Here is a 26,517-nt window from a genome sequence, read left to right on the forward strand (position 1 = left end):
TCCCAATAAAATCGGTTGAAGAGCCCGCCCTACAAGGCCTTGGCTTTAGTCCTACATCTTTTTCCTACAAGGTTTCGTGAGGATTCTGCAGGGGGTATCAGTTGAAGGAAATACAGAAGTAGCCCAACTGTGGATCCCGCCCCATCGCCGGCACCCGTGACACGAAAATATCTTCCACCCGGCCGAATTCCGGCAGCTCCAGTGCGCACAGGCCGTCGACAAACTCGGTCGGCTCCAGGCTGTTGAATTCGAGGCAGAAGGGCATGCGTTCGCTGTGGCGCATTTTCGCCGACGGGATTTCTTCAAGGTGGGCGAGTTGAATCGGCAGCGCCGTGCCGTCCGGCAGGTGCAGTGTGCGTTGTCGCCCCAGCAACGGCTGGAGATGTTCGATTTGAACCGATTGCAGCATGGTCTGACTCCAGAAAAAAAACGAAACGTCCGGGGGCGCGGGGCCCCCGGACGATTGCTCAGTTGCGCGACGGAAAGAGACCGTTCAGGGCAACGCTGAAGTTGAGGACCAGGAAGGGGTTCATGATGCCCAGCGGCTGGCTGCCGCCGGTGGAGGAAATGTCGCCGGTGACGGTGGTGGTCACACCTTTGAGTGGCACCGGCGTGGCGCCCTGGGCGTCGGAATAGATGTTCGCCGAGCCGGGGCCGCCGCCCGAGGCACCGATGTAGGAATTGGTTGCAGTCGGTACGGTCGCCGGATTGCTGGCGGGTACCGCCAGCGACAAGGCCGTGTTGGCGGTGAGACCGGTCATCGCGTGGGTGTGGTTGGGCATGTTGGCAATGGTGGCGGTGACGCTTTCCGTACCGGCCACCTGACCGATGACGCGCGGCGTCAGGCCGAGGCCGTTGCCCTGGGCCATTGGCACGCGGCCCTGCAGGTTGGGCAACTGAAAATTGGTCGTGCCGTTGCCGCCGTAGTAAGTGCCCAGCAACGCGAAGAGCGCGTTGTATTGCGCAATGGAAAGGATCTGTCCATTACACAGGGCCCAGCCACTGGGAGCGAAGTTGAAGGCGAACGGTTGAATCGTACCCATAAAGACTTCCATGGTTCCTCATCCTTCTGTTATGTGGTTGGCGCGCCGCGCGTTAGCCTGTGTTGCCGGGCAGGTCGAAACGTTTTACTGACGCCTTCCATTTGCGCGGGCAGGTCACGCCAAGCCGTAGCGTAGACCCGGATCGGCGGACTTGCCGGACGTCGTCGCGGCCGCGCGTCGGCTTCGGCTCTGGCCTAAAGTGTGCGCAATGAATGGCGCTGTTTTTTACTCGGAATACCGTAAGGGAAGGTTGATGGAAGCGCGTCGCGAGACTCCGCTGGGGGATACCCAGGACCCGTTTGCCGCACCGAATGCCGGTGTCCGGCGTCTGCTGCGCTGGGTTCGCCAGCAGTGGCTGATACCGATTTTGCTGTTGGCGACCGTCGTGCGGTTTTATGACCTGACCGCCGCCGCGATCTGGGGCGACGAAGGCTCCAGCCTGCTGCTGGCGCGCTATACGCTGGGCGGTATCTGGGAGCATGCAGCGTTCGATGTGCATCCGCCGTTGTACTTCATGCTGCTGCACGGCTGGATCGGACTGTTTGGCGAAGGGATCCTGTCGATCCGCAGCCTCAGTGCCCTGGCCGGCATCGCCACGGTCGGCCTGGGCGTGTGTCTGGTCGATTGTCTGGCGACCCGTCGCGCCGCGATCATCGCCGGGGTGTTGCTGGCGCTGCTGCCGACGGCGGTGCGCTACAGCCAGGAAGTGCGCATGTACTCGCTGCTCGGCCTGTTGCTGGTCGGCACCACCCTGGCGTTGATCTGCTGGGTCAGACGCCCGCAGCGCCGACGGTATCTGGTGATCTATGCGCTGCTGATGAGCGCCGCGTTGTATACCCACTACTTCGCGGTGCTGGCGGCGCTGAGCCATTGGCTGTACCTGGGGCTGATCCGCCTGCTGCCGGGGTATCGCCTGCGGCATATCCAGCGCAAGGACTGGTGGCTGGCCAATCTGGCGATTGTCGCGCTTTACCTGCCGTGGCTGCCGAACCTGCTCGATCTGACGCAACACATGGAAGAACTCAAGGTCGGTGGCGATGTCGGTTGGGAAGACCCGGTGACCCTGTCCTCGTTGCCGTCGATGATCTGGCTGTGGCTGATCCAGAACGAGGGCGATCATCTTCCGCTGCTGCTGTTCTGCGGCATGCCCCTGGCCATGCTGGCGCTGGCGGGCGTGGCCGTCGCCCGCGACCGCAGCGTGAACCATGGCAGCGTGTTGCTGGCGCTCTATACCGGAGTGCCGTTGTTTCTGGTGTTCGCGGTGTCGTTCATCAGCCCGGTGTTCATCGAGCGCTATCTGACGGCTTATGCATTGGGCCTGCCGATGCTGGCGGCGCTGGCCATCGACCGCCTGTACAGCCGCGTTCGTGTGTTGGCGCTGGCGGTGCTGGTGGCGTTTGTCGGAATCGAAATGGTCGGGGTGAACAACAACGCCACGGTCGATCCGAATGACCAGTTCAACGTGATGGTCGATCACGTCAACCACCACTTCGTCAGCGGCGACCGGATCGTCACCAGCGACATGCTCTGGTACCTGAGTTACGTCTACTACAACCGTACCGATGCGCAAATCCGGTTGTATACGCCGCCTGCCGCCGACGGGCGCTCGACGCGTCCGAACCACTACGGCTTCGGCACACTGGTGTCCGATGAGGTTTATCTGGATCGTCTCGCGGATCTGCCGAAGGACAGTTCCCGGGTCTGGTTGATCGGTGACCTGGACCCGGAAATTGCGGACCCGTTCCTGCCTCTGCCCAAGACCTGGCAACTGCGTGATCAGTCCAACGCTGGCGGGGCGAAAGCGCGACTTTTCGTTCTGGAAAAGGACGATCGTACCAACAGGGAATGACTTAAACGCTTCACCTTACTGTTCGCGATAAGAAATGGTCTGACAAGTCCGTTTTGCTCTATGTTGATGTCAAAACACTACTAGTCGAAAGGGTATTGTTGGACTACGCTCGTCGGGCAAAAGGACTTACAAAGTAAGGTGAAGGGATTGCAGCAGTTCCACTTTATCTCCGGCTTGCCGCGCTCGGGCTCGACCCTCCTTTCTGCGATCCTTTTGCAGAATCCGCGCTTCCATGCCGGCATGACCAGCCCGGTTGGCGCACTGTTTTCCGGTGTCCTTGAACAATGCAGCGCCGGCAGCGAATTCGGCGCGGTGATCGACACCGACATGCGCCGTCGCCTGTTGCGCGGCCTGTTCGATTCCTACTACGCCGACAAGGCCGACAAACCGGTGGTGTTCGACACCAACCGGCAGTGGAGCTCGCGCCTGCCGGCCATCAGCGATCTGTTCCCCAAAGCCAAAGTCATCGCTTGCGTGCGCAACGTCGCCTGGGTGATGGACAGCCTGGAGCGGCTCTACCGCGCCAACCCCTACGAAAACACCAAGCTCTTCGGCGATGCCGTCGAGCGCAACACCGTCTACAGCCGCTGCGAGACCCTGGCCCAGCGCAACCGCCTGGTGGGTTTTGCCTGGGCGGCGCTCAAGGAAGCCTATTACGGCGAGCACGCCGATTCGCTGCTGATCGTCGATTACGACCTGTTGACCCAGGCCCCGGAGCGCGTGCTGCGGCTGGTCTACGACTTCATCGGCGAGCCGTGGTTCGAGCACGATTTCGAGCACCTGGCCTATGACGCGCCGGAGTTCGACCAGGCCCTGGGCGTGGCCGGCCTGCACAAGGTAAAACCCAAGGTCGCCCTGCAGTCCCGGCGCACGATTCTGCCGCCGGATCTGTTCAAGCAATACGCCGATCTGTCCTTTTGGCTCGATGGCTCAGCCAGCGCTGCCAATGTGATTCGTATGAAGTCCGACGCCGCGATCAGTTGATCGCGGCGTTTTTCATTGATGCGTTTACAACTGTTCGAGTCCGGGTGAGCAACATGTGGTGGAGCAAGCAAAAGTCGCGGGTAACCGAGGGCCAACGGACGCTGGCTGCGCCGCTGATCATGTCGCTGGAGCCGCGCATGCTGTTCGACGGTGCTGTCGCGGCCACTGTGGCCGATACCGCTGCGGCCCAGCCCGACAGCCATCCCACTGCCGATGCCGCCAAGGCGCCGACCGCCGATCATCCGGTGGCGAGCAAGGACACCCACGGCCAGGCCGATGCCACGCCGGCTGCCAGTCCTGTCGCCGTGCCGGGCCAGACCGTGGTGTTTGTCGATGCCCGGGTCAAGGATGCCGACAGCCTGCTGAAAGGCATCGCTCCCGGCACGCAAGTGGTCAAACTCGACGCGAGCAAGGACGGCTTGCAGCAGATCGCCGAGTATCTCGACCAGCACTCGGGCGTCAGTTCGGTGCAGATCATCGCCCACGGCAACGCCGGTGACTTGTGGCTCGGCAACAGTTACCTGTCGGCGGACAACGTCGCGCAGCGCAGCGCGGTATTGGCGGAAATCGGCAAGGACATGAACGTCGGTGGCGACATCCTCATTTACGGCTGCTACACCGCCGAGGGTGACCGTGGCCTGAGCTTTGTCGACTCGCTGGCGCAACTGACTGGCCGCGACGTGGCGGCGTCGAACAACCGCACCGGTGTGGGCGGCGACTGGGATCTGGAGATCGCCACGGGCAAGATCGAGAGCGCCAACGTGCTGTCGGCCCTGTCGATGAGCGAATACCAATGGGGCCTCGCCACCTGGACCGCCACCAACAACGCGAACACCGGGGTCGGCTCGCTGCGGGCAGCGCTGGCGTCGGCGCAAAACGGCGACATCGTGACCTTCAGCACCGGCATGACGGTGCAGCTCACCTCGGAATTGCTGATCAACAAGAACATCACCGTCGATGGCGACCTGAACAATGACGGCGTCGCCGATGTCACCCTCGACGGCCAGTACAAGACCCGGGTGGTGGAAATCACTTCCGGCAGCACCGTGACCCTCGACGGTCTGGTGATTACCCGGGGCCTGGTTTCGGGCAACGGCGGCAATGGCGGCTACGGCGCGACCGGGGCCATGGGCGGCGGGATTTTCAACGCCGGCATCCTCACGCTGAACAACGTTTCGGTCACCGGCAACGCGGCAGCGGGCGGTGGCGGCGGCGGTGGTGTCACGGGCGCCAACTACGGCGGCGGTGGTGGCGGTGGCGGTGGCCTCGGCGGTCAGGGTGGCGGTCATGGCGGTACGGCCGGGCCGGGCACCGGTACGCTGGGCGGCCAGGCCGGCAGCGGCGGTGTCGGTGGCTACGGCGGTGGCTACGACGCGACGCACATGGGCGGTCGTGGCGGATCCACCATCGGCGGCGCCGGTGGTGTCGGCGTGTCCTATTACAGCAACGGCGGCAATGGCGGCACTGCGAACAACGGCACGATTTCCATTGGCGGCGGCGGTGGCGGCTCCGGCTGGGACAAGGTCGGCGGCGTCGGCGGCAACGCGGCCGGCGGCATTTACAACGCTTCCACCGGCACCCTGAAAATCGTCGGCACCTCGGTCATCAGCAACAACATCGGCGCGGGCGGCGGTGGCGGCGGCGGCAGTGGCCAGGGCAGCAACAACCTCAATGGCGGCGACGGCGGGCGGGGTGTCGGCGCGATCTGGAACCAGGGCGGCACGGTACTGATCACGGCCTCCAACTTCAGTGCCATCAGCGGTAATGCGGCGGGCAGCGGCTCCGGCGGCTCAGAGCTGGGCGGCGGCGTGACGGGCTCTGTACCTTTGGCTTTTGCAGCGATCTACAACAACGGCGGCACCCTCAACACCGCTTATGTGGAGCCACCGACCGCCACCATCGTGATGTCCGATACCGCGCTGAAAATCGGCGAAACCTCGCTGGTGACCATCACCTTCAGCCGCGCAGTGACCGGTTTCACCAATGCCGACCTGACCATCGCCAACGGGACGCTGACATCGGTCAGCAGCAGCGACGGCGGCCTGACCTGGACCGCGACCTTCACTCCGACCAACAACATCACCGACGCCACTAACCTGATCACTCTCGACAACACCGGGGTGACCGCGATCAGCGACGGCGTGGCGGGTGTCGGCACGACCAGTTCCGTCAACTACGCGATCGATACCGCACGGCCGACCGTGACCATCGTGATGTCCGACACGGCGTTGAAGATCGGCGATACCTCGCTTGTGACCTTCACGTTCAGCGAAGCGGTGACCGGTTTCACCAACGCCGACCTGACCATCGCCAATGGCACGCTGAGCGCAGTCAGCAGCAGCGACGGCGGCATTACCTGGACCGGGACGTTCACCCCGACTGCGAGCATCACCGACACCACCAACCTGATCTCCCTGGACAACACCGGTATCGCCGACCTGGCCGGCAACGCCGGCAGTGGCACCACGGATTCGGCCAACTACGTGATCGATACCGTGCGGCCGACCGCGACCATTGTCGTCGCCGACAGCAATCTGGCAGCGGGCGAAACCTCGCTGGTGACCATTACCTTCAGCGAAGCGGTCAGCGGCTTCACCACCGCCGACCTGACGGTGGCCAACGGCACCCTGACTGGCCTGAGCAGCAGCGATGGCGGCATCACCTGGACCGCCACGCTCACGCCTACCACCAACATTACCGACACCACCAACCTGATTACCCTGGACAACACCGGGGTCGTCGATCTGGCCGGTAACGCCGGCAGCGGCACCACCAACTCCAACAACTACGCCATCGACACCGCGCGTCCGACCGCGACCATCGTGGTGGCCGACAACAACCTGAAGATCGGCGAAACCTCACTGGTGACCATCACCTTCAGCGAAGCGGTGACCGGTTTCACCAACGCCGACCTGACCATCGCCAACGGCACCTTGACGGCGGTCAGCAGCAGCGACGGTGGCATCACCTGGACGGCCACGTTCACGCCGACCGCCAGCATCACTGACGCGACCAACCTGATCACCCTGAACAATACCGGCATCGCTGACCTGAACGGCAACACTGGCGTCGGCACCACTGATTCGAACAATTACGCGATCGACACTCAGCGTCCGACTGCGACCATTGTCTTGTCCGACAACGCGCTGAAAATCGGCGAAACCTCGGTAGTGACCATCACCTTCAGCGAAGCGGTCACCGGTTTCACCAACGCCGACCTGACGATTGCCAACGGCACGTTGAGCGCGGTGAGCAGCAGCGACGGCGGTATCACCTGGACGGCGACATTCACACCGACCAGCAACATCACCGACGCCACCAACGTCATCACCCTGGACCAGACCGGCGTCTCGGATCTGTCCGGCAACGCCGGCAGCGGTACTGTCGATTCCGGCAACTACGCCATCGATACCCAGCGTCCGACCGCCACCATCGTGGTCGCCGACAGCACCCTCACGGCCGGCGAAACGACCCTCGTGACCTTCACCTTCAGTGAAGCGGTGACCGGCTTCAGCAACGCTGACATCGTGGTTGCCAACGGCACCCTGACGGCGGTCAGCAGCAGCGATGGTGGCATCACCTGGACAGCTACGTTCACGCCGAGCGTGGGCGTCAACGACGCGACCAATCTGATCACCCTGGCCAACACCGGTATCACCGACCTGGCCGGCAACGCCGGCAGCGGCACGACCAACTCCAACAACTACACCATCGACACCGTGGTGCCGACTGCCACCATCATCATTTCCGACAACTCACTGAAAATCGGCGAGACCTCGCTGGTGACTATCACCTTCAGTGAAGCGGTGACTGGTTTCACCAACGCCGACCTGACCATCGCCAACGGCACGTTGTCGGCAGTCAGCAGCAGCGACGGCGGCATCACCTGGACGGCAACCTTCACGCCGACCAGCAACGTCACCGACGCCACCAACCTGATCACGCTGGACAATTCAGGGGTTCAAAACCTTTCGGGCAACGCCGGCAGCGGCACCACCGATTCGAACAACTATTCAATCGACACTCAGCGTCCGACCGCGACCATCGTGGTCGCCGACACCGCGCTCGGCGTCGGCCAGACGTCGCTGGTGACCATCACGTTCAGCGAAGCGGTGACCGGTTTCACCAACGCCGACCTGACCATCGCCAACGGTACGCTGAGCGCAGTGAGCAGCAGCGATGGCGGCATCACCTGGACTGCCACGTTTACTCCGGCGGCAGGAATTACCGACACCACCAACGTCATCACCCTGGACAACACCGGCATTGCCGACCTGGCGGGCAACGCCGGCAGCGGCACCACCGATTCCAACAACTATGCAGTCGACAGTCAGCGGCCGACGGCGACCATTGTCATGAGTGACAGTGATCTGCGCCCTGGCGAAACCGCCCAGGTGACCATCACTTTCAGCGAGGCCGTGACCGGATTCGACAATTCCGACCTGAGCGTCGCCAATGGCACCTTGAGCAACGTCACGTCCAGCGACGGCGGCATCACCTGGACAGCCACGTTCACGCCGAACATCGGCATCACCGACCTCACCAACCTGATTGTCCTGAACAACACCGGCATCGCCGACCTGGCCGGCAACACCGGCACCGGCACCACCAGTTCGGCCAACTATCAGATCCAGACCCAGGTACCGACCGCGACCATTGTGGTTGCCGATACCTCACTCAGGGCCGGGGAAACCTCGCTGGTGACCATCACCTTCAGCGAAGCGGTGAGCGGTTTCGACAACAGTGACCTGACCATCGCCAACGGCACGTTGGGCAATGTCAGCAGCAGCGACGGCGGTATCACCTGGACCGCGACCTTCACGCCGACGGCCAATATCACCGATGCCACCAACCTGATCACCCTGAACAACGCCGGGGTGGCCAACCTGTCGGGCAACAGTGGCGTCGGCACGACCGATTCCAACAACTTCGCCATCGACACCGCGCTGCCGACTGCCACCATCGTGGTCGCCGACAATCGTCTCGGCATCGGTGAAACCACCACCGTGACCATCACCTTCAGCGAAGCGGTGAGCGGGTTCGATCTGTCCGACATCAGCGTCGCCAACGGCGCGTTGTCGAACCTGACCAGTAACGACGGCGGCAAGACCTGGACCGCGACCCTCACACCAACGGCCAACGTCAACGATGCGACCAACCTGATCCTGATCGACACCGCCGGTGTCCAGGATCTGGCCGGCAACGCCGGGGCGAGCGTTGCTATCTCCAACAACTACATCCTCGATGCGACCCGGCCGACGGTGAACATCGTGGTCGCCAACCCACATCTGGGCATCGGTCAGAGCACCATGGTGACTTTCACTTTCAGCGAGGCAGTGAGCAATTTCGACCTGTCCGACCTGAGCGTGACTAACGGTGACCTGAGCAACCTGACCAGCAACGACGGCGGCAAGACCTGGACGGCGACCTTCACGCCGACCGCGAATGTCACCGATCCAAGCAACTTCATTGCCCTGGACACCAGCAACGTCACCGACCTGGCGGGCAATGCCGGCAGCACGGTGGCGGTGTCGAACAACTACACCCTCGACAGTGAGCGGCCGACCGCCACGGTGGTGGTCGCCAGTCCGAACCTGGGCGTCGGTCAGACCTCGCAAGTGATCATCACCTTCAACGAAGTGGTGACCGGTTTCGATCTGTCGGATCTGAGCGTAGCCAACGGCACTTTGTCCAACCTGAGCAGCAGCGACGGTGGCAAGACCTGGACCGCGACCCTGACGCCGAATGCCAACGTCAACAGCGTCAGCAATGCGATCAGTGTCAACAGCGCCGGGGTCAGCGACCTGTCCGGCAATAGCGGTAGTGGAGTCAGTCAGTCCGGCAACTATGTGATCAATACGGTGCCGGCCGCACCTCCGACATCACCGCTGGTGGTGGTATCACCGGATCCGGAGTTCCGCATCGACGTTCCGGTCGTTGCGCCGCCGCTGCCCGATGTGCCGCTGCAACCGATCATCTTTGCGCCACCCACCGGCGATCTCGGTTCACCGCTGACCTTCCCGCCGTTGTTTGAGCAGCGGGTGATCGGCAATGGCATCCGTCCGCTGGGCGATATTTTCATCAACCACGGCGCGTTGAGCCCAAGCTTTATTGCTCAGGTGTTCACCAGCAGCGACAGCGGTGGTGATGGATCCGGTCACGGCTTCCTCGGTTTCGGTGGTGGTGATGGCGGGGTGTTCGGTATCAGCACCTTATCCAGTCTGTTCAACCAGAACAGTGAGGCAGAGCGGGATTCACTGAACGCCTTCGACAGCCACTCGATTCGGGGTGGCGACGTATCCCAAGGCCTGCGCGGCGTATTCGGCGCGCCGACCCTGGGCCAGCAACTGCAAGAGATCAAAGACAGCGAGCAGCACCGGGTGGATAGCCTGGCGGCGGCTCTGCAACAGGTCGGCATCAGCGAAATGCCGGCCTGACCAACCACAACAATTCAACAATATGCGGGACCTAGGGGCGATCCAGGGATGAAGAAAAGTCAGAAACTGTTCGGCGCCAGCCTGCTGGCGCTGGCGATCAGCGGATGTGCAGTCACCAGTGAACCGATCGAACGCAGCGTCAGCGAACAACGGGCCAAAGCCGACCTGCAAACCATGTACAAGGGCCAGGAACCGTTGCGCGGTCCGCTGACCCTGCACCAGGCCATGGCCCGCGCGGTGAAATACAACCTCGAAGGGCGCCTGAAGATCATGGAGGAAGCGCTGGCCAAGCGGCAGCTCGACCTCGCGAGTTTCGACATGCTGCCGCGCATGGCGCTGGATGCCGGCTACGTCGGGCGCAACAACGTCAGCGCCTCCAGCAGCCAGAGCGTGCGCACCGGCACCCAGTCCCTGGAACCGTCGACTTCCCAGGACCGCGACCGCAACGTCGCCGACCTGACCATGGTATGGAACGTCCTCGATTTCGGTGTCAGCTACATCAACGCCAAACAACAGGGCGACCAGCGCCTGATCGTTCAGGAGCGCCGGCGCAAGGTGATCAACACCATCGTTCAGGACGTGCGCTCGGCCTATTGGCGGGCGATGGCGGCCGAACGCCTGCTCAAGCAGATCGACAGCCTGATGGCGCGGGTCGATGCTGCCCGGCGCAACAGTGAAAGCATGAGCGAACAGCGCATCGGCGATCCGGTGCAGTCCCTCGGCTACCAGCGTTCGCTGATCGAAGCCACCCGCCAACTGGAAGAGCAGCGTCGCGCGCTGTCACTGGCGAAAACCGAGCTGGCGACCCTGATCAACCTGCCGATGGGCACCAACCTGACCTTGGCCACCGACGACGGTTATCAGATCCCGGAACTCAAGGTCGATATTGCCAAACTGGAACAGGAAGCCCTGACCAGCCGCCCAGAACTGCGCGAACAGGATTACCAGACCCGGATCAGCGCCGCTGAAACCCGCAAGGCCATGTTGCGCATGCTGCCGGGCCTGGAGTTTTCCGCCGGCGGGCACTACGACAGCAACTCGTTCCTGGTGAACGATCGCTGGGCCGACTACGGCGTGAAAGTGACCTGGAACCTGTTCAACGTGATCTCCGCCCCGGCCGCCATCGATGTGGCCAAGGCCGGCGAAGAAGTCGCCACCGCACGCCGTCAGGCGATGTCGATTGCGGTGCTGGCGCAGTTGTACGTGGCCAACGCCAACTATCAGGAGGCGCTGCGTCAGTTCAAGACCAACCAGCAACTGTCGGATATCGACGGGCAAATCGTCGGTCAGTTGCGCAACCGTCATCAGGCTGCGGGCATCGGCGAACTGGATCTGATCCAGGGCGAACTGAACAACCTGCAAGCGGATTTGCGTCGCGACCTGTCCTACGCCGATCTGCGCAATGCCTATGGCCAGATCTTCGCCAGTGCCGGCCTCGATCCGTTGCCGGATCAGGTGCAGTCGACCGAAGTGCAGTCGATCGCCACGGCGCTGGCCAACCGTGAAGCGGCGTGGGCGTCGGGGGATATTTCGGTGCCGCTGGCTCATGCTGCAGCCAAGTGAGTGATGAGTCGGCCAGCATTCTCTCGCCTGCCGGTCTCTGTGGATTTGCCGTTGCTGTTGCAGGCGTTGGCGGCGATCGAGGACGGAGACTGGCGCGGCCATTTCAACACCGCGTATTTCACCGGTGACTGGAGCGGTGTGGCACTGATTTCCGCTGCCGATGCCTTGACCGAGTTGTCACCCGGTGCCGCCGAACCGGTGCCGCGCCGCCCCTGGTTGAATGACCACCGCTGGCAGCGGGCGCTGCAGGATCTGCCGCTGGAAATCGTCAGTGCGCGACTGTTGCGCCTTGGGCCCGGCGGGCAGATTCACGAGCATTGCGACTACGATCTCGACGGTGAAAACGCAGACGTGCGTCTGCATATTCCGCTGCTCAGCCCACCCGCCGTGGACTTCTGGCTCGATGGATTGCGCATGCCGATGACTGCGGGAGAGTGCTGGTTTCTCGATCTTGCGCGACCGCATCGGGTCGACAATCGCGACAGCAGGGCACGCGTACATCTGGTTCTCGACTGTCGCCCTGGCGCCTGGCTGGAACAGATGATTGCCGAGGGTTTGCCGAGTACGCCGCAGCCGGATGCGCAAGACTCGGCGCTACAGCGTTTTCAGCGTCTGCTGCTCACGGATCTCGCGTTGTCGGCGACCCTGCAGGCGTTGCGCGATCCCGACGTGTTCATCAGCCAGACACTGGCACTGGCCGCCGAGCGTGGCTTGGCATTCTCCCGGGAAGAACTGCACGCGGCGATGCGCAACGGGCGCCGGTCGTGGAACGAACAATGGCGAGCCTGAATTTCGACGGCTGGTTGCCGATCCGCATCTGGAAAAGTGCCGGTCAATGGCAGGTGGACTGGTGCTGGTTTGGCGACACGCCGTTGCACCAGCCGTTTTTTCGCGAGGCGGTGGAGCAGGCGCTGCAGTTGCCGTTCAATCAGGCGTTTCGCCGGCAAACTCCGTTGTCGACGCTCACGGATTGGCAGGCGCTCAGCCCCGGCCTGGCACCGAGCGCCTTCATCCTGCACGCCTCGCGTTGCGGATCGACGCTGATCAGCCAGATGCTCGCCCGCCTCGACGATCACATCGTGATCTCAGAGCCGCCGCCCCTCGATACCTTGCTACGCAGCGATCTGCCCGCCGCAGAACGCCGTGCGGCCATCGCCGGGTTGCTCTCGGCCTACGGCCAGCGCCGGCGCGGGATGGAGCAGCGGCTGATGATCAAGCTCGACGCCTGGAACATCGGCGAATGGCCGTTGCTGCATGAGTGCTTTCCCGACACACCGTGGCTGTTTGTCTATCGCGATCCGCTGGAGATCGCCGTTTCACATCTGCGTCGTCCGGGCATGCACATGGTGCCCGGCCTGCTTGGCGAGTGCGTGCTGGACGACGACCTGCCATTCGAGGGGCGCGAAGATTTCATCGCCCGCAGGCTCGGACGTCTGCTGGAAGCGGCGCGCTTGCACTGCGCTGATTTCGGCGGGCTGGCGGTCAATTACAACGAGTTGCCCGAAGCGATAACGGGACGTCTGGCGCGGTTTTTTCAGCTGAATGCCGAGCAGTGCGAACAGGCGATGACAGCTTCGGCACAACATGCGAAACAGCCGTCACAGGCGTTTGTTGCCGATGGCGAAAGCAAACGCCGCGAAGCCTCTCCACTGTTGCAGGCGCGAGTAGAACGGTGCGCGCGAGCACCTTACGAAGCGCTGGAGCGTTTGCGCGCGATCACGACTTGGCCGACAGATCCGCCATCCCCTTGAGCAATTCGATCGGCAACGGGAAGACGATGGTTGAGCTCTTGTCGCCGGCAATCGAACTCAGAGTCTGCATGTAGCGCAACTGCATGGCGCCGGGCTGGCGCCCCAGCATTTCGGCGGCCTGCATGAGTTTTTCCGAGGCCTGCAATTCGCCTTCGGCGTGGATCACCTTGGCTCGCCGTTCCCGTTCCGCTTCGGCCTGTCTGGCGATGGCGCGGACCATCGATTCGTTGAGGTCGACGTGTTTGATCTCGACGTTCGCGACCTTGATGCCCCAGGCGTCGGTCTGGGCGTCGAGCACTTGCTGGATGTCGATGTTCAACTGTTCGCGCTCGGCCAGCAGTTCGTCCAGTTCATGCTTGCCGAGTACCGCGCGCAGGGTGGTCTGGGCCAGTTGGCTGGTGGCCGCCAGGAAGTCTTCCACCTGGATGATCGCTTTCTGCGGATCGAGCACCCGGAAATACAACACCGCGTTGACCTTGACCGAGACGTTGTCGCGGGTAATCACGTCCTGCGGCGGCACGTCGAGAACAATGGTGCGCAGATCCACCCGGACCATTTGCTGCACCACCGGAATCAACAGGATCAGCCCCGGCCCCTTGACCTGCCAGAAGCGTCCGAGCTGGAACACCACGCCGCGTTCGTATTCACGCAGGATGCGGAACGTCGAGCCGGCCAGGGCAATGAGCAACAGCAGCAGCGCGACAAAACCGATTTGCAGACCCATGATCACTCTCCGAGCGGTGCCGCGTCAGCCGCGGCCACTTGCAGCAACAAGCCCTTGCGCCCGACCACCCGCACCGGTTGCCCGGCGTGCAGCGGCGTGGCACTCGACACTTGCCAGCGTTCTCCTTGCAATTGCACCCAGCCATTGCGGGTGTCCGGCGACTCCACGACGGTCACGGCCGTCACGCTGCCGACCAGGCCGGCGTCACCGCTGATCGCGCGTCGTGGCCGGGTCTTCAAGGCGCGGAGCAACAATGCAATCAGCAGCAGGGCGCTGACCAGACCGAGGCCGATCATCAGTGGCACTGGCAGTTCGGCGTTGCTCAGGATCAGCGCACCGATCACGAATATGACAATCCCGGCAAGGCCGATCACGCCGTAATTGGGCAGCACGCCTTCGGCGATAAGAAAGACGATGCCCAAGGTAATCAGCCACAGCCCGATCGGATCGACGGTGGGCAGCGGAGAGTCCGCAGCCAATGCTGATCCGCTCAGCAGCATCAACAGGGCAAACACACAGCGACGGGTGTTCACGCGACCCTCCGGGAGAGTCATGGGGTTCTCTTATCAGTCTAGTTGAGCCTGCGGCTGGATGAATTTTGATCATTGCGCGGCCTCGCCAGTGGGCGGATTTGCCTTCGTTCGCGGCTTGCCGGACTAGACTTTCCAGAACAGGAACAACGTTCATCAACGCTCGCCGCGCAGTGTCCGGCGGGCACCGAGGTGCATCATGCGTATGGCAAGAAAAGTGCAAAGCAGCCTGACCCGGGCGCAATGCCAATACGACGTCGTCTCCCATCCGCACTCGAGCAGCAGCCTGGAAACGGCGCGGGTTTCGGGGATTCCGGCGGAGCGGGTGGCCAAATCGGTGATCCTCGACGATCACCACGGGCATTACCTGATGGCCGTGCTGCCCGCCAGCCGTCATCTGGACTTGAGCAAAGTGCGCACCAGCGGCGAGTGGCAGATCACCCGCGAAAGTACCCTGGCGCACTTGTTCGATGATTGCGAACGCGGCGCGGTGCCGCCACTTGGCGATTCCTATGGCCTGGACATGGTCATCGACCCGCTGGTGACCCGGCAGAAAGACATTTACCTGGAGGCCGGCAACCACAACAACCTGCTGCACATGAGCATGCCCGAGTTCCTGAAAATGGTGCCGCATGCGCAGGTGCGGGAATTGAGTCAGTAGGTGTTTTCAGCGTCTGTGTCGACGCTAATCGCGAGCAGGCTCGCTCACACAGGTTCTGCAATGAATCTGTGGCAATGTGGCTTGCTCGCGAAATGTTTTATTCACTGAGTCTTCGAAGGAGTAGAACCATGGAAAACCCGACGCACAGCCTCCCGTCCCTGTTCAAACAACTCGGCCTGCCCAACGACCCGGTCAGCATCGACCAGTTCATCGCCACCCATTCCCCGCTCAAGCCCGAACTGCACCTGTGCGATGCGTTTTTCTGGACCAAAAGCCAGGCGGATTTCCTGCGGGACGAGATTCTTGACGATGCGGATTGGGCAGAGGTGGTGGATCAACTGGATGTGATGTTGAGGAAGGGGCGGGCGGGGTAATCATCGGACCTATCCCTTGGCAGTCATAGCTCTCAGGGAAGAGAACTTCGCTTCAATCTCAAGATTGGATAAACCGATTCCGGAGGCCATTGACTTACGGGCGATGCTGACTTTTTGCTCTAAAAATGCCGCGTACGCAGATGTATCGGGCAGACGTTCAATCGGATGTTCTTCGGAATTCGGGTTCTCTGTCGTGAAGTTGATCGTCATGGTTCAGTGCTCTCGGGTGTCGGTGTCGGTGTCGGTGTCGGCGCAGTTTCAACGAGGGTCATTTCTTGTGCTCAAAGCATTTTGTTTCAAAACTTGACTGAATTTCCCCTCCAATGCCATATTGATAGTTAGCAAACTAACAGTGTGTGCATTCCTTCGTGCCGAACAACCTCGAATCCCTCCAGATGAACATCAGCAGTGCCATGGTGGTGGCCGCCAGGCATTGGCGGAAGATCTGCCAGACCACGCTGGTCAACTATGGAATTTCCGAAGCCTGCGCGGTCCCGCTCTTGATGATCGGGCGGCTGGGGGAGCGTGTGCATCAGGTGCAGGTGGCGCAGGCGGCGGGGATCGAGAGTCCTTCGCTGGTGCGGCTGCTCGATCAGTTGTGCCACGCCGGCTACGTCTGCCGCACTGAAGACCCGCAGGATCGCCGCGCCAAATGCCTGAGCCTGACCGACACCGGCCGCGAACTGGTGCAGGCGGTGGAAGGCGAGCTGGTGCGTCTGCGTAATGAAGTGCTCGAAGGCATCGACCAGAGTGATCTGGAAGCTACGCTTCGAGTATTGAGAGCTTTCGAGGCGGCGAGCCCGCCAGCGGTGACCCATCCGTGAACGGCTTTTTTTCCGGCATTCCTCCGGCCCGGGACTGGTTCTACGGGATCCGTACTTTCGCGGCCTCGATGATCGCGCTGTACATCGCCTTGCTGATGCAGATGCCGCGTCCTTACTGGGCGATGGCAACGGTGTACATCGTTTCCAGCCCGTTCCTCGGGCCGACCAGTTCCAAGGCGCTGTATCGGGCGATCGGTACGTTCCTCGGCGCCGCTGCGGCGGTGCTGTTCGTGCCGATGTTCGTCCAGAGTCCCTATGTACTGGTAGTGGTCATCGCCCTGTGGACAGGGATTCTGCTGTTCCTGTCCCTGCATTTGCGCACCGCCAACAACTACGCGTTGATGCTCGCCGGCTACACCTTGCCGCTGATCGCCCTGCCGGTGGTGGATAACCCGTTGGCTGTGTGGGATGTCGCGGAGGCACGGACCGAAGAGATCTTCCTCGGCATCGCGGTGGCGGCGGTGGTCGGTGCGATGTTCTGGCCCCGGCGCCTGGCGCCGGTGTTCAACGATGCCGTGGGCAAGTGGTTCGCCGATGCGACCACCTACAGCCTGAAATTCCTCAGCCGTGACGTGAATCCCGAAGAAGTCGCGGCCCTGCGCATGGCCATGGTCGGCAGTTTCAACAGCCTCGAATTGATGATCGGCCAGTTGCCCCACGAAGGCGCGCGGCCGCAAACGGTGCGCAACACCAAGGAGCTGCGCGGGCGGATGATCCATCTGCTACCGGTGATCGATGCCCTGGACGATTCGCTCTATGCCCTCGAACGGCGCACGCCGGAGCTTGTGGAAAAATTCGCGCCGCTGCTCGCCGCCACCCGCGAATGGCTCGGCCACAAAGACGCTGATCTCGACCGCTGGCAAGCCCTGCGGGATCAGCTCGAAGCCCTGCAACCCAGCGCCGAAACCCTGGAGGACCGCAAACAATTGCTGTTTTCCAACGCGCTGTACCGCCTCGGTGAATTCATCGATCTGTGGCAGGACTGCCGCAGTCTGCAGGACGCGATCCTGTGCGAACGCCAGGACAGCTGGCGCGCGGTTTACCGCCACTGGCGCCTTGGTCGCCTGACGCCATTTCTTGACCGTGGGCTGATGCTGTATTCGGTGGCGTCGACCATTCTGGCGATCATTGTCGCCTCGGTGCTGTGGATTCTGCTGGGCTGGACCGACGGTGGCAGCGCGGTGATTCTGGCCGCCGTGTCGTGCAGCTTCTTCGCCTCGATGGACGACCCGGCTCCGCAGATCTACCGGTTCTTTTTCTGGACCGGGATGTCGGTGCTGTTCGCCAGCCTGTACCTGTTTCTGGTGCTGCCGAACCTGCATGACTTCCCGATGCTGGTGCTGGCGTTTGCCGTCCCGTTCATCTGCGTCGGCACCCTGACGGTGCAGCCACGGTTCTTCCTCGGCATGTTGCTGACGCTGGTGAACACCTCGTCATTTATCAGCATCCAGGGTGCCTACGACGCCGACTTCTTTGCGTTCGCCAACTCCAACCTGGCGGGGCCATTGGGGCTGTTGTTCGCGTTTATCTGGACCCTGATCGCCCGGCCGTTTGGCGCCGAACTGGCGGCCAAGCGCCTGACCCGTTTCAGCTGGAAAGACATCGTCAGCATGACCGAGCCGGCGAACCTCGCCGAGCACCGGCAACTGGGCGTGCAGTTGCTCGACCGCTTGATGCAGCATCTGCCGCGTCTGGCGTTGACGAGGCAGGACACCGGCATCGCGATGCGCGAAGTGCGGGTGGGGTTGAACCTGCTCGACCTGCTGGCCTACACCCCACGGGTGACCGGTGCGCCGAATGCGTTGTTGCAGCAAGTGGTGGTCGAGGTTGGCGAGTATTTCCGCGCCTGCCTCAAGGCCGGCGAACGCTTGCCGGCGCCCAGCGCCTTGCTGATGACCATGGACCGCACCCGTCGTGCGCTCAATGGTCACGGCGATGAAGAAACCCGACTACACCTGTTGCACGCCTTGAGCGGTTTGCGTCTGGCGCTGTTGCCCGGCGTCGAATTCGTCTCCAGTGCCGAGCCCGAAGAACCGCTGCCCGAAGGAGCGCCCCTATGATCGGTGACCTGGACATCAGCGGCATCTTCCTGCCGACCCTGCTGGTGCTGATGGGCATCACTTATGTGCTGTTCGTGCTGGTACACGGCGTGCTCACACGCCTGCATTTCTACCGTCTGGTCTGGCACCGGGCATTGTTCAACGTGGCCCTCTACGCCGTGATGCTGTACGGCGTGGACTCACTCAGTCGATACCTGATGACATGAAAAAACCGTTTTTGACTATCGGTCGCGTGATGCTGACCTTGCTGATCGTGGCTTTCGCCGTCGTCGTGGTCTGGCGCATGGTGATGTATTACATGTTCGCGCCCTGGACCCGCGACGGCCACATTCGCGCCGATATCGTGCAGATCGCCCCGGACGTGTCCGGGCTGATCCAGCAGGTCGAGGTCAAGGACAACCAGTTGGTGAAACGTGGCCAGGTGCTGTTCAGCATCGATCAGGACCGTTTCAAACTGGCGTTGCGTCAGGCCAAGGCAGCCGTTGCTGACCGCGAAGAAACCCTGGCTCAGGCCCAGCGTGAAGCCAAGCGTAACCGTGGCCTGGGCAATCTGGTGCCCGCCGAACAGCTGGAAGAAAGCCAGTCGAAAGTCGCTCGTGCGCAATCGGCACTGGCCGAAGCGCTGGTGACGGTGGACAGCGCCCAGCTCAACCTCGACCGCTCGGTAATTCGCAGCCCGGTGGACGGCTACGTCAACGACCGTGCGCCGCGCGCGCAAGAGTTCGTCACCGCCGGGCGTCCGGTGTTGTCGGTAGTCGATAGCAACTCGTTCCACATCGACGGCTATTTCGAAGAGACCAAACTCGACGGTATCCACATCGGTCAGTCGGTGGATATCCGCGTGATCGGTGACCGCGCCCGTTTGCGCGGGCATGTCGAAAGCATCGTCGCCGGCATCGAAGATCGTGACCGTTCGAGCGGCAGCAACCTGTTGCCCAACGTCAACCCGGCCTTCAGCTGGGTGCGTCTGGCCCAGCGGATTCCGGTGCGAATCGCCTTCGACGACGTGCCGGATGACTTCCGCATGATCGCCGGGCGTACTGCCACCGTGTCGATCATCGACGATCAGCAGCAGGAGCCCGCGAAATGAGCAGGGCCCTGATGATCGCCGGTCTGGGCGTGATGCTGTCGGCCTGTTCCATGGTCGGGCCGGACTATCACCTGCCGGGTGATGCGGCGATTCAGCGCAAGGATTTTCAGGGCGGTCTGGCGGTGGCCGGCAAGCCTGTGGTTTCTACTCCCGTGCCGGCGGACTGGTGGCGGTTGTATCGCGATCCGCGTCTGGATCAACTGGTGCAGCAAGCCATGGCCTCCAACACCGATCTGCGGGTGGCGGCGGCGAACCTGTCGCGGGCCCGTGCCCAGGTCGATGAGGCCGAGGCGGCCGGTGGCTGGAGCGGCGGCGTGAAAATGGGCGCCCAGCGCTTGCAGGAATCCGGTCAGGCATTCCTGTTGCCGGAGAAGGTCCCGGTGGCCAACGTCGCCGACATCGGCATCAGCGCCTCGTATCAGTTCGACCTGTGGGGCGTCTTGCAGCGCGGGATCGAAGCAGCGAAAGCCAATGCCGATGCGACCCAGGCCGCCGCCGACACCGCACGCATCACCCTGGTGGCGGACGTGGTTCGGGCCTACACCCAGGTTTGCGCGGCCAACGAAGAACGGGAAATCGCTCAGCACTCCCTCGACCTGCAATCCCAGAGCACCACGCTGATCCAGCGTCTGCGCGATGCCGGGCGCGGGGACGAAACCCAGGTCACCCGCTCGCAGACCCAATTCAAGTCCTTGCGCGCCGACATGCCGCGCTATGAAGCGGCGCGTCAGGCCGGGCTGTTCCGTCTGTCGATGCTGCTGGCCAAACCGGTCGATCAATTGCCGGCCGGCACCGCGACCTGCGCCGAACTGCCAAAAATCGCCCAACTGGTGCCGGTCGGTGACGGCGCTGCACTGCTCAAGCGTCGGCCTGACATCCGCCAGGCCGAGCGTCGCCTGGCCGCCGCGACCGCCGGCATCGGCATCGCCACCGGCGAGTTGTACCCGGACATCAGCATCGGCGCGACCATCGGTACTGTCGGTATTGTCTCCGACCTCGGCGACCCGTCGACCAACCGCTGGGGCTTCGGCCCGTCGCTGAGCTGGAAGGTGCCGACCAACGGCGCCCGGGCACGTATCCGCGAAGCCGAAGCCTCGACCCAGGGCGCTTTGGCCCATTTCGACGGGGTGGTGCTCAACGCCATTCGTGAAACCCAGACCGGTCTGGCCCAGTACACCGCGCTGCTGCAACGCCGCGATGCCCTGGCCGATGCCGAGCAGTCGGCGAAGCTGGCTGCCGACCAGACCCATCGTTTCTTCCAGGCGGGCCGCGAGTCGTTCCTCGCCGATCTGCAAGCCACCCGCACCTACACCGACGTCACCGCGCAACTGGCCGCCGCCAACACCCAGGTTGCCATGAGCCAGATCGATTTGTTCCTCGCCCTCGGCGGCGGTTGGGAAAGCGGACGAACGCAAGCCTCGAGTGCCAGCAAACCCTGAGGCCGTTGCTATGCTTTGAAGTGTTGGAGGGGCGCCCTGAGCAAGGCGCCTTTTCAGTGCACATTGCTAGCGCAGGTCTAGGGGAAACCAATAATGAAAAACCCTTACGCTCTCGGCTTCTGGTGCGCCCTGGTCGCACTGGTGCTACTGTCGGCCACCTATTTCTACGGCATCATGCTGGCCCATCAGATCGACAAGGCGATGGTCTTCCTCGACAGCGCGACCGCGTTGATCGCAGTGATGGCGATCGTTGTGGTGGCCTGGTCGTTGGTGCAAGTACAAAAGCTCAAGAAAAGACAGCTTGAACAAAGCAAGACCCTGCTGCTGATCTGGGACACCAAAGTCGCGCTACGCAAAGTCGAAACCGTGTTTGACCGTTACTTCTGGGGTAGCTACTGGCAACCGGGCCGCACCTTTGCCGAAGTCATGGGCGAACTCACCGGCACCCCGCTGGAAAAAAGCCTTGAAGCCCTGAAAAAACAATGCCTGGAACTCGACAGGCAAGTCGCCGATGACGGCTGGCACTGGCTGAACAACGCCCGTGAACTGTCCGACGTGGCCACGGCCATGGCCCGCGAGCGCTATCAACTGGACTTCTGCGACCCACGCAACGACGGGCCGGGCGGGGCGGTAATCGACCGGGATTTCGAGGTGCTCGTGTACACCTGGACCGCGCGCCTGAAGAGCTTCGATCATCAGCTCGATGAGATCGAGGTCCAATATTCCTGATCCCGAAAAGATCGCCGAACCCGGCGATCTTTTTGTTTGTCCATGTCCCGTGGACACTCTTTAACCTTTAAACATTGGGCCGCCCCGCTCTGCCAGTGCTAATCTCCTCCGCTAAATTCAGCGGAGTCGAACCACGGCCCGGTCACGGGTTCACGGAAGACGACCACACCTTCAGCCACGGAAATCGATCAGGTCATTCATGAATAAATCAGCAGGCGTGCTTCTCGGAATTGTTGTTGCCATCGGCGCCATCAGCGTCGGCGGGGCCTGGTACACCGGCACCAAGATCGAAGGCGTGCTCAACAACGCCGTCGTCGACGCCAACAAAGAGCTGCAAACCGCCATGGCTGGTTCCAACGGCAGTGCGTCGCTGGAGCTGGTCTCGCTGGAGCGTCACACCTTCAGCAGCACCGCGCACTATCGCCTCAAGGGCGAAGGCGAGATGTTCGGTGAAGCGCCGGTCGAGTTGCTTTTCGTCGACCACATCGAACACGGCCCGCTGCCTTTCTCGCGTCTGGTTTCGCTGAAGTGGTTGCCGGTCATGGCCACCAGTCACTACGAGCTGGAAAAGACCCCGATCACCGAAAAATGGTTCGCTGCCACCAAGGGCGCTACGCCGCTGAAGGGCGTGGTCAACATCGGCTACGACCAGTCCACGACCGGCAACATCGAACTGCCGCCACTGGAAACAGCACTGGACGAGCAGTCGAGCCTGAAATTCTCCGGTCTGAACATGGATATCTCCGCCAGTGCTCAGGCGCAGAAGGTCAAGGCCAATGGCTACATGGACAGCCTGCACCTGACCACCGTGGCTGAAGACCAAGCGCCGGTGCAGATCGAACTCAACGGCCTGACCCTGGCCAGCAACCTCGCCAAGAGCAGCTACGGCTACTACACCGGCGACAACACCCTGGAACTGACCAGCAGCAAGACCACCTTCGGCGCCAAGCAGTCCGTGTTGGGCGTGAAGAACTTCGAAATGAAAAACCTCACCGAAGAAAACGGCACGAACGCTTCCGGTCGTGCCGACTACAAAATCGGTGAAGTGACCCTCAACGACAAGAAAATCGGTTCGGCCAATCTGGCCATGAGCCTGAAAAACCTGGACATCCCGTCGGCCCTGTCGCTGATGCAGATCTACCAGACCAAGTTGCAGCCGTATGAGAAAGCCGCCGCTGAAGCCACCGCCGCCGGCCTGCCGGCGCCAGAGCTGAACCTGACCGAAGCCGAGTCCGCCCAGGTCAAGGCTGACATGCAGAAACTGCTGGCGGCCGGCCCGCAACTGGCGCTGGAAGACCTGTCGCTGAAAACCGCCAACGGTGAAAGCCGCGCCAACCTGGTGCTCGACCTGACCAAACCGGCCTCGATGGACCTGCCGCCGGATCAACTGGGCAAACAGCTGATCGCGCTGCTTGACCTCAATGTGCAAGTGTCCAAGCCGATGCTGGTGGATCTGCTCAGCGTACAGGCCCAGATCGACGGTCAGACCGATGCCAAAGCCATCGTTGACCAGGCCAGCGCCGCCGCCGACATGTTCTCCGGCATGGCCGTGGGTTCGCAACTGGCAACGCTGGATGGCACCAATGTGACGACCAAGTTGCATTACGCCGCCAATCAGGTGGAGTTCAACGGCCAGAAAATGACGGTCGAGCAGTTCGTCGGTTTCCTGATGAGCAAATTTGCCGGCGTCAGCGTCAGCCAGGAACAGTAAAACCCCACGCTACACCTCAACGCCCGGCCTCTGCTTCCCGCAGACGCCGGGCGTTTTGCTGTCTGGGATCTGCGTTTGCGGCGCGCGCCAGCGTTTCCGGTCACGAATCTGAACAAATATTGTGTTCTGAATATTGGTCTACGCTAGCGTGCAAGACTGCTTGGATTAGCTTGGCCAAGTGATTCTGACTTGGCCTCCGTCATGAATCGGGCAAGGGGGGGCGTAGCTACCCGGCTGGCCATGTAAGGATGCTGACGAATGCCGCGTACTGATGTTCCCGTATTACATCGTGGTTTACGCCCTTTGTTTCGAGTCGCGCTGTGCAGCCAGTTGCTCTGGCCGGTGCTAGCGTTGGCCGATACGGCCTACGATCAAATGGTGCTCGATGCCCGGGCAGGGCATTACACGCCCGCGCTGACCGCTTTGCGTCAGGTGCCGCCGGCCCAGGCCACGGCGGGACAGGTCAGCGATCACCTGCAAATCGCCAGTTGGGCCGGGCTCGATGCCGAAGTGGTCAAGGTTTATGAAACCGAGGGCCGCAACCGTGTCCTGCCTGTTCAGGCCCTGACCGCCACCGCCCGGGCCTATCGCAATCTCAAACGTTGGGATCAGGCCACCGAGGTCTACAACAAGGCCCTGGCGTTGGAGCCGAACAATGCCGACCTGCAACTGGGGCTGGCGCTCACTCAGGCTGATTCCGGCAAACCCGATGAGGCCGTGACCCGCGCCAAGGCATTGGTTGCCGCCAAGCCCGACGATCCATCCCGCCGTCTAGCACTGGGCTACGCCCTGACCCGCGCCGGCAAACAATACGACGCACTGTTCGAATACGATCAGGCCTTCACTCGTGCCGGCAACAAACCGGAAGTCGCCCGCGAATACGTGGTGGCCCTGCAAAAGGCCCGTCTGCCCGAGCCAGCACTGCGCCTGGCCAACCAGCGTCCGGGGCTGATCGATCCAGTGACCTTGCGTCGCCTCGAAGGCGACCTGGCTGCCGAACGCGTGCGCCTCGCCGAATTCGCCACCCGCAGCGAAAAAGAACGTTATGTGATCGCCGACCGCGCGTTGGGCGACTACGACAAACTGCTCGCCACCTGGACCCCTGACGCCAGTGCCCACGATGACGTGACCCGTTGGCGCATCGACCGCATGGGCGCTCTCAAGGCCCGGGCGCGCACCGCCGACGTGATTACCGAATACCAGAAGCTACAAGCCGAAGGCGTGAAGATTCCGACCTACGCCCTGCGCTGGGTGGCCGCGTCCTATCTGGACCAGCGGCAACCGGAAGTCTCCACCGACCTGTATCGCCAGGTGCTCTCGGCACCGGACGCGGATGCCGGTGATCGCCTCGAAGACACCACCGCGCTGTATTACTCGTTGCTGGAAAGCGACCGGGCGGAAGAGGCACGCAAGGTCGCCGAAGACCTGGCCAAAAACGAGAAACCGCGCGTCGAACTCAAGGGGCTGCCGATCGGCAACCCCAGCGACGACTGGATGGACGCCCAACTGCTGTCGGCCCAGGCCGCCGGCACCTACGGCGCGGACCTGCCCCACGGCGAGGATCGCTTGCAGACGCTGGTCGATCAGGCGCCAGGCAATGTCGGTTTGCGCCTGTCCCAGGCCGATCTGTACCTGGCCCGCCAATGGCCCCGTCGCGCCGAAAGCCAGCTCAAGGAAGTCGAGAGCGCGGTAACGCGAGACATGGGCCTGGAAGTCGCTCAGGCCCGTACCGCCATGACGCTTCAGGAGTGGCGGCAGATGGATGCCCTGACCGACGACGTCGTCGAGCGTTTCCCGGACAACCGTCAGGTGCAGCGCGCTGCACGCGAGCGTGAAGTGCATGACATGTCCGAGCTGCGCGTCGAAGCCTACGGCGGCAAGGCCAATGGCGGCAGCGGTGGCAATGCCGGCGCGGTCAGCGGCAGCCGGGACTTCGGCATCCAGAGCACGTTGTACAGCCCGCCGATCGATGAAGACTGGCGAGTGTTTGCCGGAATCGGTTACGCCACAGGTGATTTTGCCGAGGGCACCGGCAACCACCGCTTCCAGCGTGTCGGTCTGGAGCGACGCACCCGTGACATGACCCTTGAAGCGGAAGTCTCCAACCATTCCTACGGTTATGGTGACAAGCAGGGCGCCCGTCTGGCGATTGCCCGGGATATCAACGACAACTGGCAGTACGGCGGCAGTCTTGAATACCTGTCGGCCGACACCCCGCTGCGCGCGTTGAACAGCAACATCAAGGCCAACGGCGGCAGCGGCTTCATTCGCTGGCGCGCCAATGAAAGCCGCGAATGGAAACTGTCGGTCAGCCCGTCGCACTTCAGCGACGGCAACAACCGCGTCGAAGCCTTGCTGACCGGGCGCGAGAGCGTCTACAGCACCACTCATGTGCAGGTCGACGCCGGCCTGGAAGTCGCCACCAGCCACAACTCCAATTCCGAAGACGTGCCTTACTACAACCCGAAGGCGGACTTCAGCGTGATGCCGACGGTCAACGTCAACCACGTGCTCTACCACCGCTACGAAACCTCCTGGAGCCAGCAGTTCCAGGCTGGTGCGGGTACGTACAGCCAGCGTGACCACGGCACCGGCGGCATGGCGTTGCTGGGCTACGGCCAGCGCTATGCCTGGAACGACGTGTTCGAGGTGGGCGGTTTGTTCAGTGTGATCAACCGGCCCTACGACGGTGACCGGGAAACTGATCTGCGTCTGCTCGTCGACCTCACTTTCCGCTTCTAGAAGAGT

Annotated in this window: 21 protein-coding genes; 16 read left to right on the forward strand and 5 right to left on the reverse strand. The window is 62.4% G+C overall.

The window, feature by feature from the left end; genetic code table 11:
• Window positions 1–97 precede the first annotated feature (97 nt).
• Window positions 98–409, reverse strand: a complete 312-nt coding sequence (locus NH234_RS01750; RefSeq protein WP_367255489.1) for a hypothetical protein — start codon at window positions 407–409, stop codon at window positions 98–100.
• A 58-nt stretch (window positions 410–467) separates the two neighbouring features.
• Window positions 468–1,055 carry a phage tail protein gene (locus NH234_RS01755; protein WP_085733413.1) on the reverse strand — a complete coding sequence of 196 codons (588 nt, stop codon included), beginning with the start codon at window positions 1,053–1,055 and terminating at the stop codon, window positions 468–470.
• Window positions 1,056–1,296: 241 nt separating this feature from the next.
• On the opposite strand from NH234_RS01755, the gene NH234_RS01760 reads away from it, so the two are divergent.
• The 6 genes from NH234_RS01760 (at window position 1,297) to NH234_RS01785 (ending at window position 13,627) form a co-directional block, all read left to right on the forward strand.
• Complete coding sequence (locus NH234_RS01760) at window positions 1,297–2,892, forward strand: glycosyltransferase family 39 protein (RefSeq protein WP_367255491.1); 1,596 nt, start codon at window positions 1,297–1,299, stop codon at window positions 2,890–2,892.
• Window positions 2,893–3,030: 138 nt separating this feature from the next.
• Window positions 3,031–3,876 carry a sulfotransferase gene (locus NH234_RS01765; RefSeq protein WP_085712623.1) on the forward strand — a complete coding sequence of 282 codons (846 nt, stop codon included), beginning with the start codon at window positions 3,031–3,033 and terminating at the stop codon, window positions 3,874–3,876.
• A gap of 53 nt (window positions 3,877–3,929) precedes the next feature.
• Window positions 3,930–10,313, forward strand: a complete 6,384-nt coding sequence (locus NH234_RS01770) for an Ig-like domain-containing protein (RefSeq protein ID WP_367255492.1) — start codon at window positions 3,930–3,932, stop codon at window positions 10,311–10,313.
• Window positions 10,314–10,361: 48 nt separating this feature from the next.
• Window positions 10,362–11,876, forward strand: a complete 1,515-nt coding sequence (locus NH234_RS01775) for a TolC family protein (RefSeq protein ID WP_085733410.1) — start codon at window positions 10,362–10,364, stop codon at window positions 11,874–11,876.
• 3 nt (window positions 11,877–11,879) lie between these two features.
• Entirely contained in the window at window positions 11,880–12,665 is a 786-nt protein-coding gene (locus tag NH234_RS01780; protein ID WP_367255494.1) for an aspartyl/asparaginyl beta-hydroxylase domain-containing protein, read from the forward strand.
• Complete coding sequence (locus NH234_RS01785; protein ID WP_367255496.1) at window positions 12,653–13,627, forward strand: sulfotransferase family protein; 975 nt, start codon at window positions 12,653–12,655, stop codon at window positions 13,625–13,627. Before NH234_RS01780 ends, NH234_RS01785 begins: the two co-directional genes overlap by 13 nt.
• Here the strand turns inward: NH234_RS01785 and NH234_RS01790 are convergent.
• Both NH234_RS01790 and NH234_RS01795 read right to left on the reverse strand, forming a co-directional pair.
• Window positions 13,593–14,351 (reverse strand): slipin family protein, encoded by a 759-nt coding sequence (locus tag NH234_RS01790; RefSeq protein WP_085712629.1) that lies wholly within the window; start codon window positions 14,349–14,351, stop codon window positions 13,593–13,595. The genes NH234_RS01785 and NH234_RS01790 overlap by 35 nt on opposite strands.
• 2 nt (window positions 14,352–14,353) lie before the next feature.
• A complete protein-coding gene (locus NH234_RS01795; protein WP_367255498.1) occupies window positions 14,354–14,905 on the reverse strand; it encodes an NfeD family protein in 552 nt (183 codons plus the stop codon).
• A gap of 175 nt (window positions 14,906–15,080) precedes the next feature.
• Between NH234_RS01795 and NH234_RS01800 the strand changes: the two genes are divergently transcribed.
• Window positions 15,081–15,542 (forward strand): aminoacyl-tRNA deacylase, encoded by a 462-nt coding sequence (locus tag NH234_RS01800; RefSeq protein WP_085712631.1) that lies wholly within the window; start codon window positions 15,081–15,083, stop codon window positions 15,540–15,542.
• Window positions 15,543–15,670: 128 nt separating this feature from the next.
• A complete protein-coding gene (locus tag NH234_RS01805) occupies window positions 15,671–15,916 on the forward strand; it encodes a DUF2789 domain-containing protein (RefSeq protein WP_085712632.1) in 246 nt (81 codons plus the stop codon).
• Between the two features lie 9 nt (window positions 15,917–15,925).
• Here the strand turns inward: NH234_RS01805 and NH234_RS01810 are convergent, their stop codons facing one another.
• Window positions 15,926–16,126, reverse strand: a complete 201-nt coding sequence (locus tag NH234_RS01810; RefSeq protein WP_367255500.1) for a hypothetical protein — start codon at window positions 16,124–16,126, stop codon at window positions 15,926–15,928.
• 185 nt (window positions 16,127–16,311) lie between these two features.
• Here NH234_RS01810 and NH234_RS01815 point away from each other — a divergent pair, with 185 nt between their 5' ends.
• The 8 genes from NH234_RS01815 (at window position 16,312) to pgaA (ending at window position 26,511) form a co-directional block, all read left to right on the forward strand.
• A complete protein-coding gene (locus tag NH234_RS01815) occupies window positions 16,312–16,740 on the forward strand; it encodes a MarR family transcriptional regulator (RefSeq protein WP_085733406.1) in 429 nt (142 codons plus the stop codon).
• Window positions 16,737–18,800 carry an FUSC family protein gene (locus NH234_RS01820; RefSeq protein ID WP_367255502.1) on the forward strand — a complete coding sequence of 688 codons (2,064 nt, stop codon included), beginning with the start codon at window positions 16,737–16,739 and terminating at the stop codon, window positions 18,798–18,800. The genes NH234_RS01815 and NH234_RS01820 overlap by 4 nt, the downstream gene beginning before the upstream one ends.
• Window positions 18,797–19,006, forward strand: a complete 210-nt coding sequence (locus tag NH234_RS01825) for a DUF1656 domain-containing protein (protein ID WP_007957657.1) — start codon at window positions 18,797–18,799, stop codon at window positions 19,004–19,006. Before NH234_RS01820 ends, NH234_RS01825 begins: the two co-directional genes overlap by 4 nt.
• Window positions 19,003–19,890 carry an HlyD family secretion protein gene (locus NH234_RS01830; RefSeq protein ID WP_085733404.1) on the forward strand — a complete coding sequence of 296 codons (888 nt, stop codon included), beginning with the start codon at window positions 19,003–19,005 and terminating at the stop codon, window positions 19,888–19,890. Before NH234_RS01825 ends, NH234_RS01830 begins: the two co-directional genes overlap by 4 nt.
• Window positions 19,887–21,329, forward strand: coding sequence for an efflux transporter outer membrane subunit (locus NH234_RS01835; RefSeq protein WP_367255505.1), 1,443 nt, complete (start codon window positions 19,887–19,889; stop codon window positions 21,327–21,329). The genes NH234_RS01830 and NH234_RS01835 overlap by 4 nt, the downstream gene beginning before the upstream one ends.
• A gap of 93 nt (window positions 21,330–21,422) precedes the next feature.
• Entirely contained in the window at window positions 21,423–22,058 is a 636-nt protein-coding gene (locus tag NH234_RS01840) for an NADH:ubiquinone oxidoreductase subunit N (protein ID WP_085733402.1), read from the forward strand.
• Between the two features lie 199 nt (window positions 22,059–22,257).
• Window positions 22,258–23,769 carry a YdgA family protein gene (locus tag NH234_RS01845; RefSeq protein ID WP_367255507.1) on the forward strand — a complete coding sequence of 504 codons (1,512 nt, stop codon included), beginning with the start codon at window positions 22,258–22,260 and terminating at the stop codon, window positions 23,767–23,769.
• Window positions 23,770–24,027: 258 nt separating this feature from the next.
• Window positions 24,028–26,511: a poly-beta-1,6 N-acetyl-D-glucosamine export porin PgaA gene (gene pgaA, locus NH234_RS01850; RefSeq protein WP_367255509.1), complete on the forward strand. Its 2,484-nt coding sequence runs from the start codon at window positions 24,028–24,030 to the stop codon at window positions 26,509–26,511.
• The last annotated feature ends 6 nt before the right edge of the window (window positions 26,512–26,517 follow it).

The sequence above is a fragment of the Pseudomonas sp. stari2 genome, assembly GCF_040760005.1.
Lineage (GTDB): Bacteria > Pseudomonadota > Gammaproteobacteria > Pseudomonadales > Pseudomonadaceae > Aquipseudomonas.

Coding starts and splice junctions, on each gene's coding strand:
- NH234_RS01845 (WP_367255507.1), top strand. CDS start 22,258: ATGAATAAATCAGCAGGCGTGCTTCTCGGAATTGTTGTTGCCATCGGC.
- NH234_RS01790 (WP_085712629.1), bottom strand. CDS start 14,351: ATGGGTCTGCAAATCGGTTTTGTCGCGCTGCTGCTGTTGCTCATTGCC.
- NH234_RS01775 (WP_085733410.1), top strand. CDS start 10,362: ATGAAGAAAAGTCAGAAACTGTTCGGCGCCAGCCTGCTGGCGCTGGCG.
- NH234_RS01795 (WP_367255498.1), bottom strand. CDS start 14,905: ATGACTCTCCCGGAGGGTCGCGTGAACACCCGTCGCTGTGTGTTTGCC.
- NH234_RS01840 (WP_085733402.1), top strand. CDS start 21,423: ATGAAAAACCCTTACGCTCTCGGCTTCTGGTGCGCCCTGGTCGCACTG.
- NH234_RS01780 (WP_367255494.1), top strand. CDS start 11,880: ATGAGTCGGCCAGCATTCTCTCGCCTGCCGGTCTCTGTGGATTTGCCG.
- NH234_RS01770 (WP_367255492.1), top strand. CDS start 3,930: ATGTGGTGGAGCAAGCAAAAGTCGCGGGTAACCGAGGGCCAACGGACG.
- NH234_RS01805 (WP_085712632.1), top strand. CDS start 15,671: ATGGAAAACCCGACGCACAGCCTCCCGTCCCTGTTCAAACAACTCGGC.
- NH234_RS01750 (WP_367255489.1), bottom strand. CDS start 409: ATGCTGCAATCGGTTCAAATCGAACATCTCCAGCCGTTGCTGGGGCGA.
- NH234_RS01835 (WP_367255505.1), top strand. CDS start 19,887: ATGAGCAGGGCCCTGATGATCGCCGGTCTGGGCGTGATGCTGTCGGCC.
- NH234_RS01755 (WP_085733413.1), bottom strand. CDS start 1,055: ATGGAAGTCTTTATGGGTACGATTCAACCGTTCGCCTTCAACTTCGCT.
- NH234_RS01800 (WP_085712631.1), top strand. CDS start 15,081: ATGCGTATGGCAAGAAAAGTGCAAAGCAGCCTGACCCGGGCGCAATGC.
- NH234_RS01760 (WP_367255491.1), top strand. CDS start 1,297: ATGGAAGCGCGTCGCGAGACTCCGCTGGGGGATACCCAGGACCCGTTT.
- NH234_RS01810 (WP_367255500.1), bottom strand. CDS start 16,126: ATGACGATCAACTTCACGACAGAGAACCCGAATTCCGAAGAACATCCG.
- pgaA (WP_367255509.1), top strand. CDS start 24,028: ATGCCGCGTACTGATGTTCCCGTATTACATCGTGGTTTACGCCCTTTG.
- NH234_RS01825 (WP_007957657.1), top strand. CDS start 18,797: ATGATCGGTGACCTGGACATCAGCGGCATCTTCCTGCCGACCCTGCTG.
- NH234_RS01785 (WP_367255496.1), top strand. CDS start 12,653: ATGGCGAGCCTGAATTTCGACGGCTGGTTGCCGATCCGCATCTGGAAA.
- NH234_RS01815 (WP_085733406.1), top strand. CDS start 16,312: ATGAACATCAGCAGTGCCATGGTGGTGGCCGCCAGGCATTGGCGGAAG.
- NH234_RS01830 (WP_085733404.1), top strand. CDS start 19,003: ATGAAAAAACCGTTTTTGACTATCGGTCGCGTGATGCTGACCTTGCTG.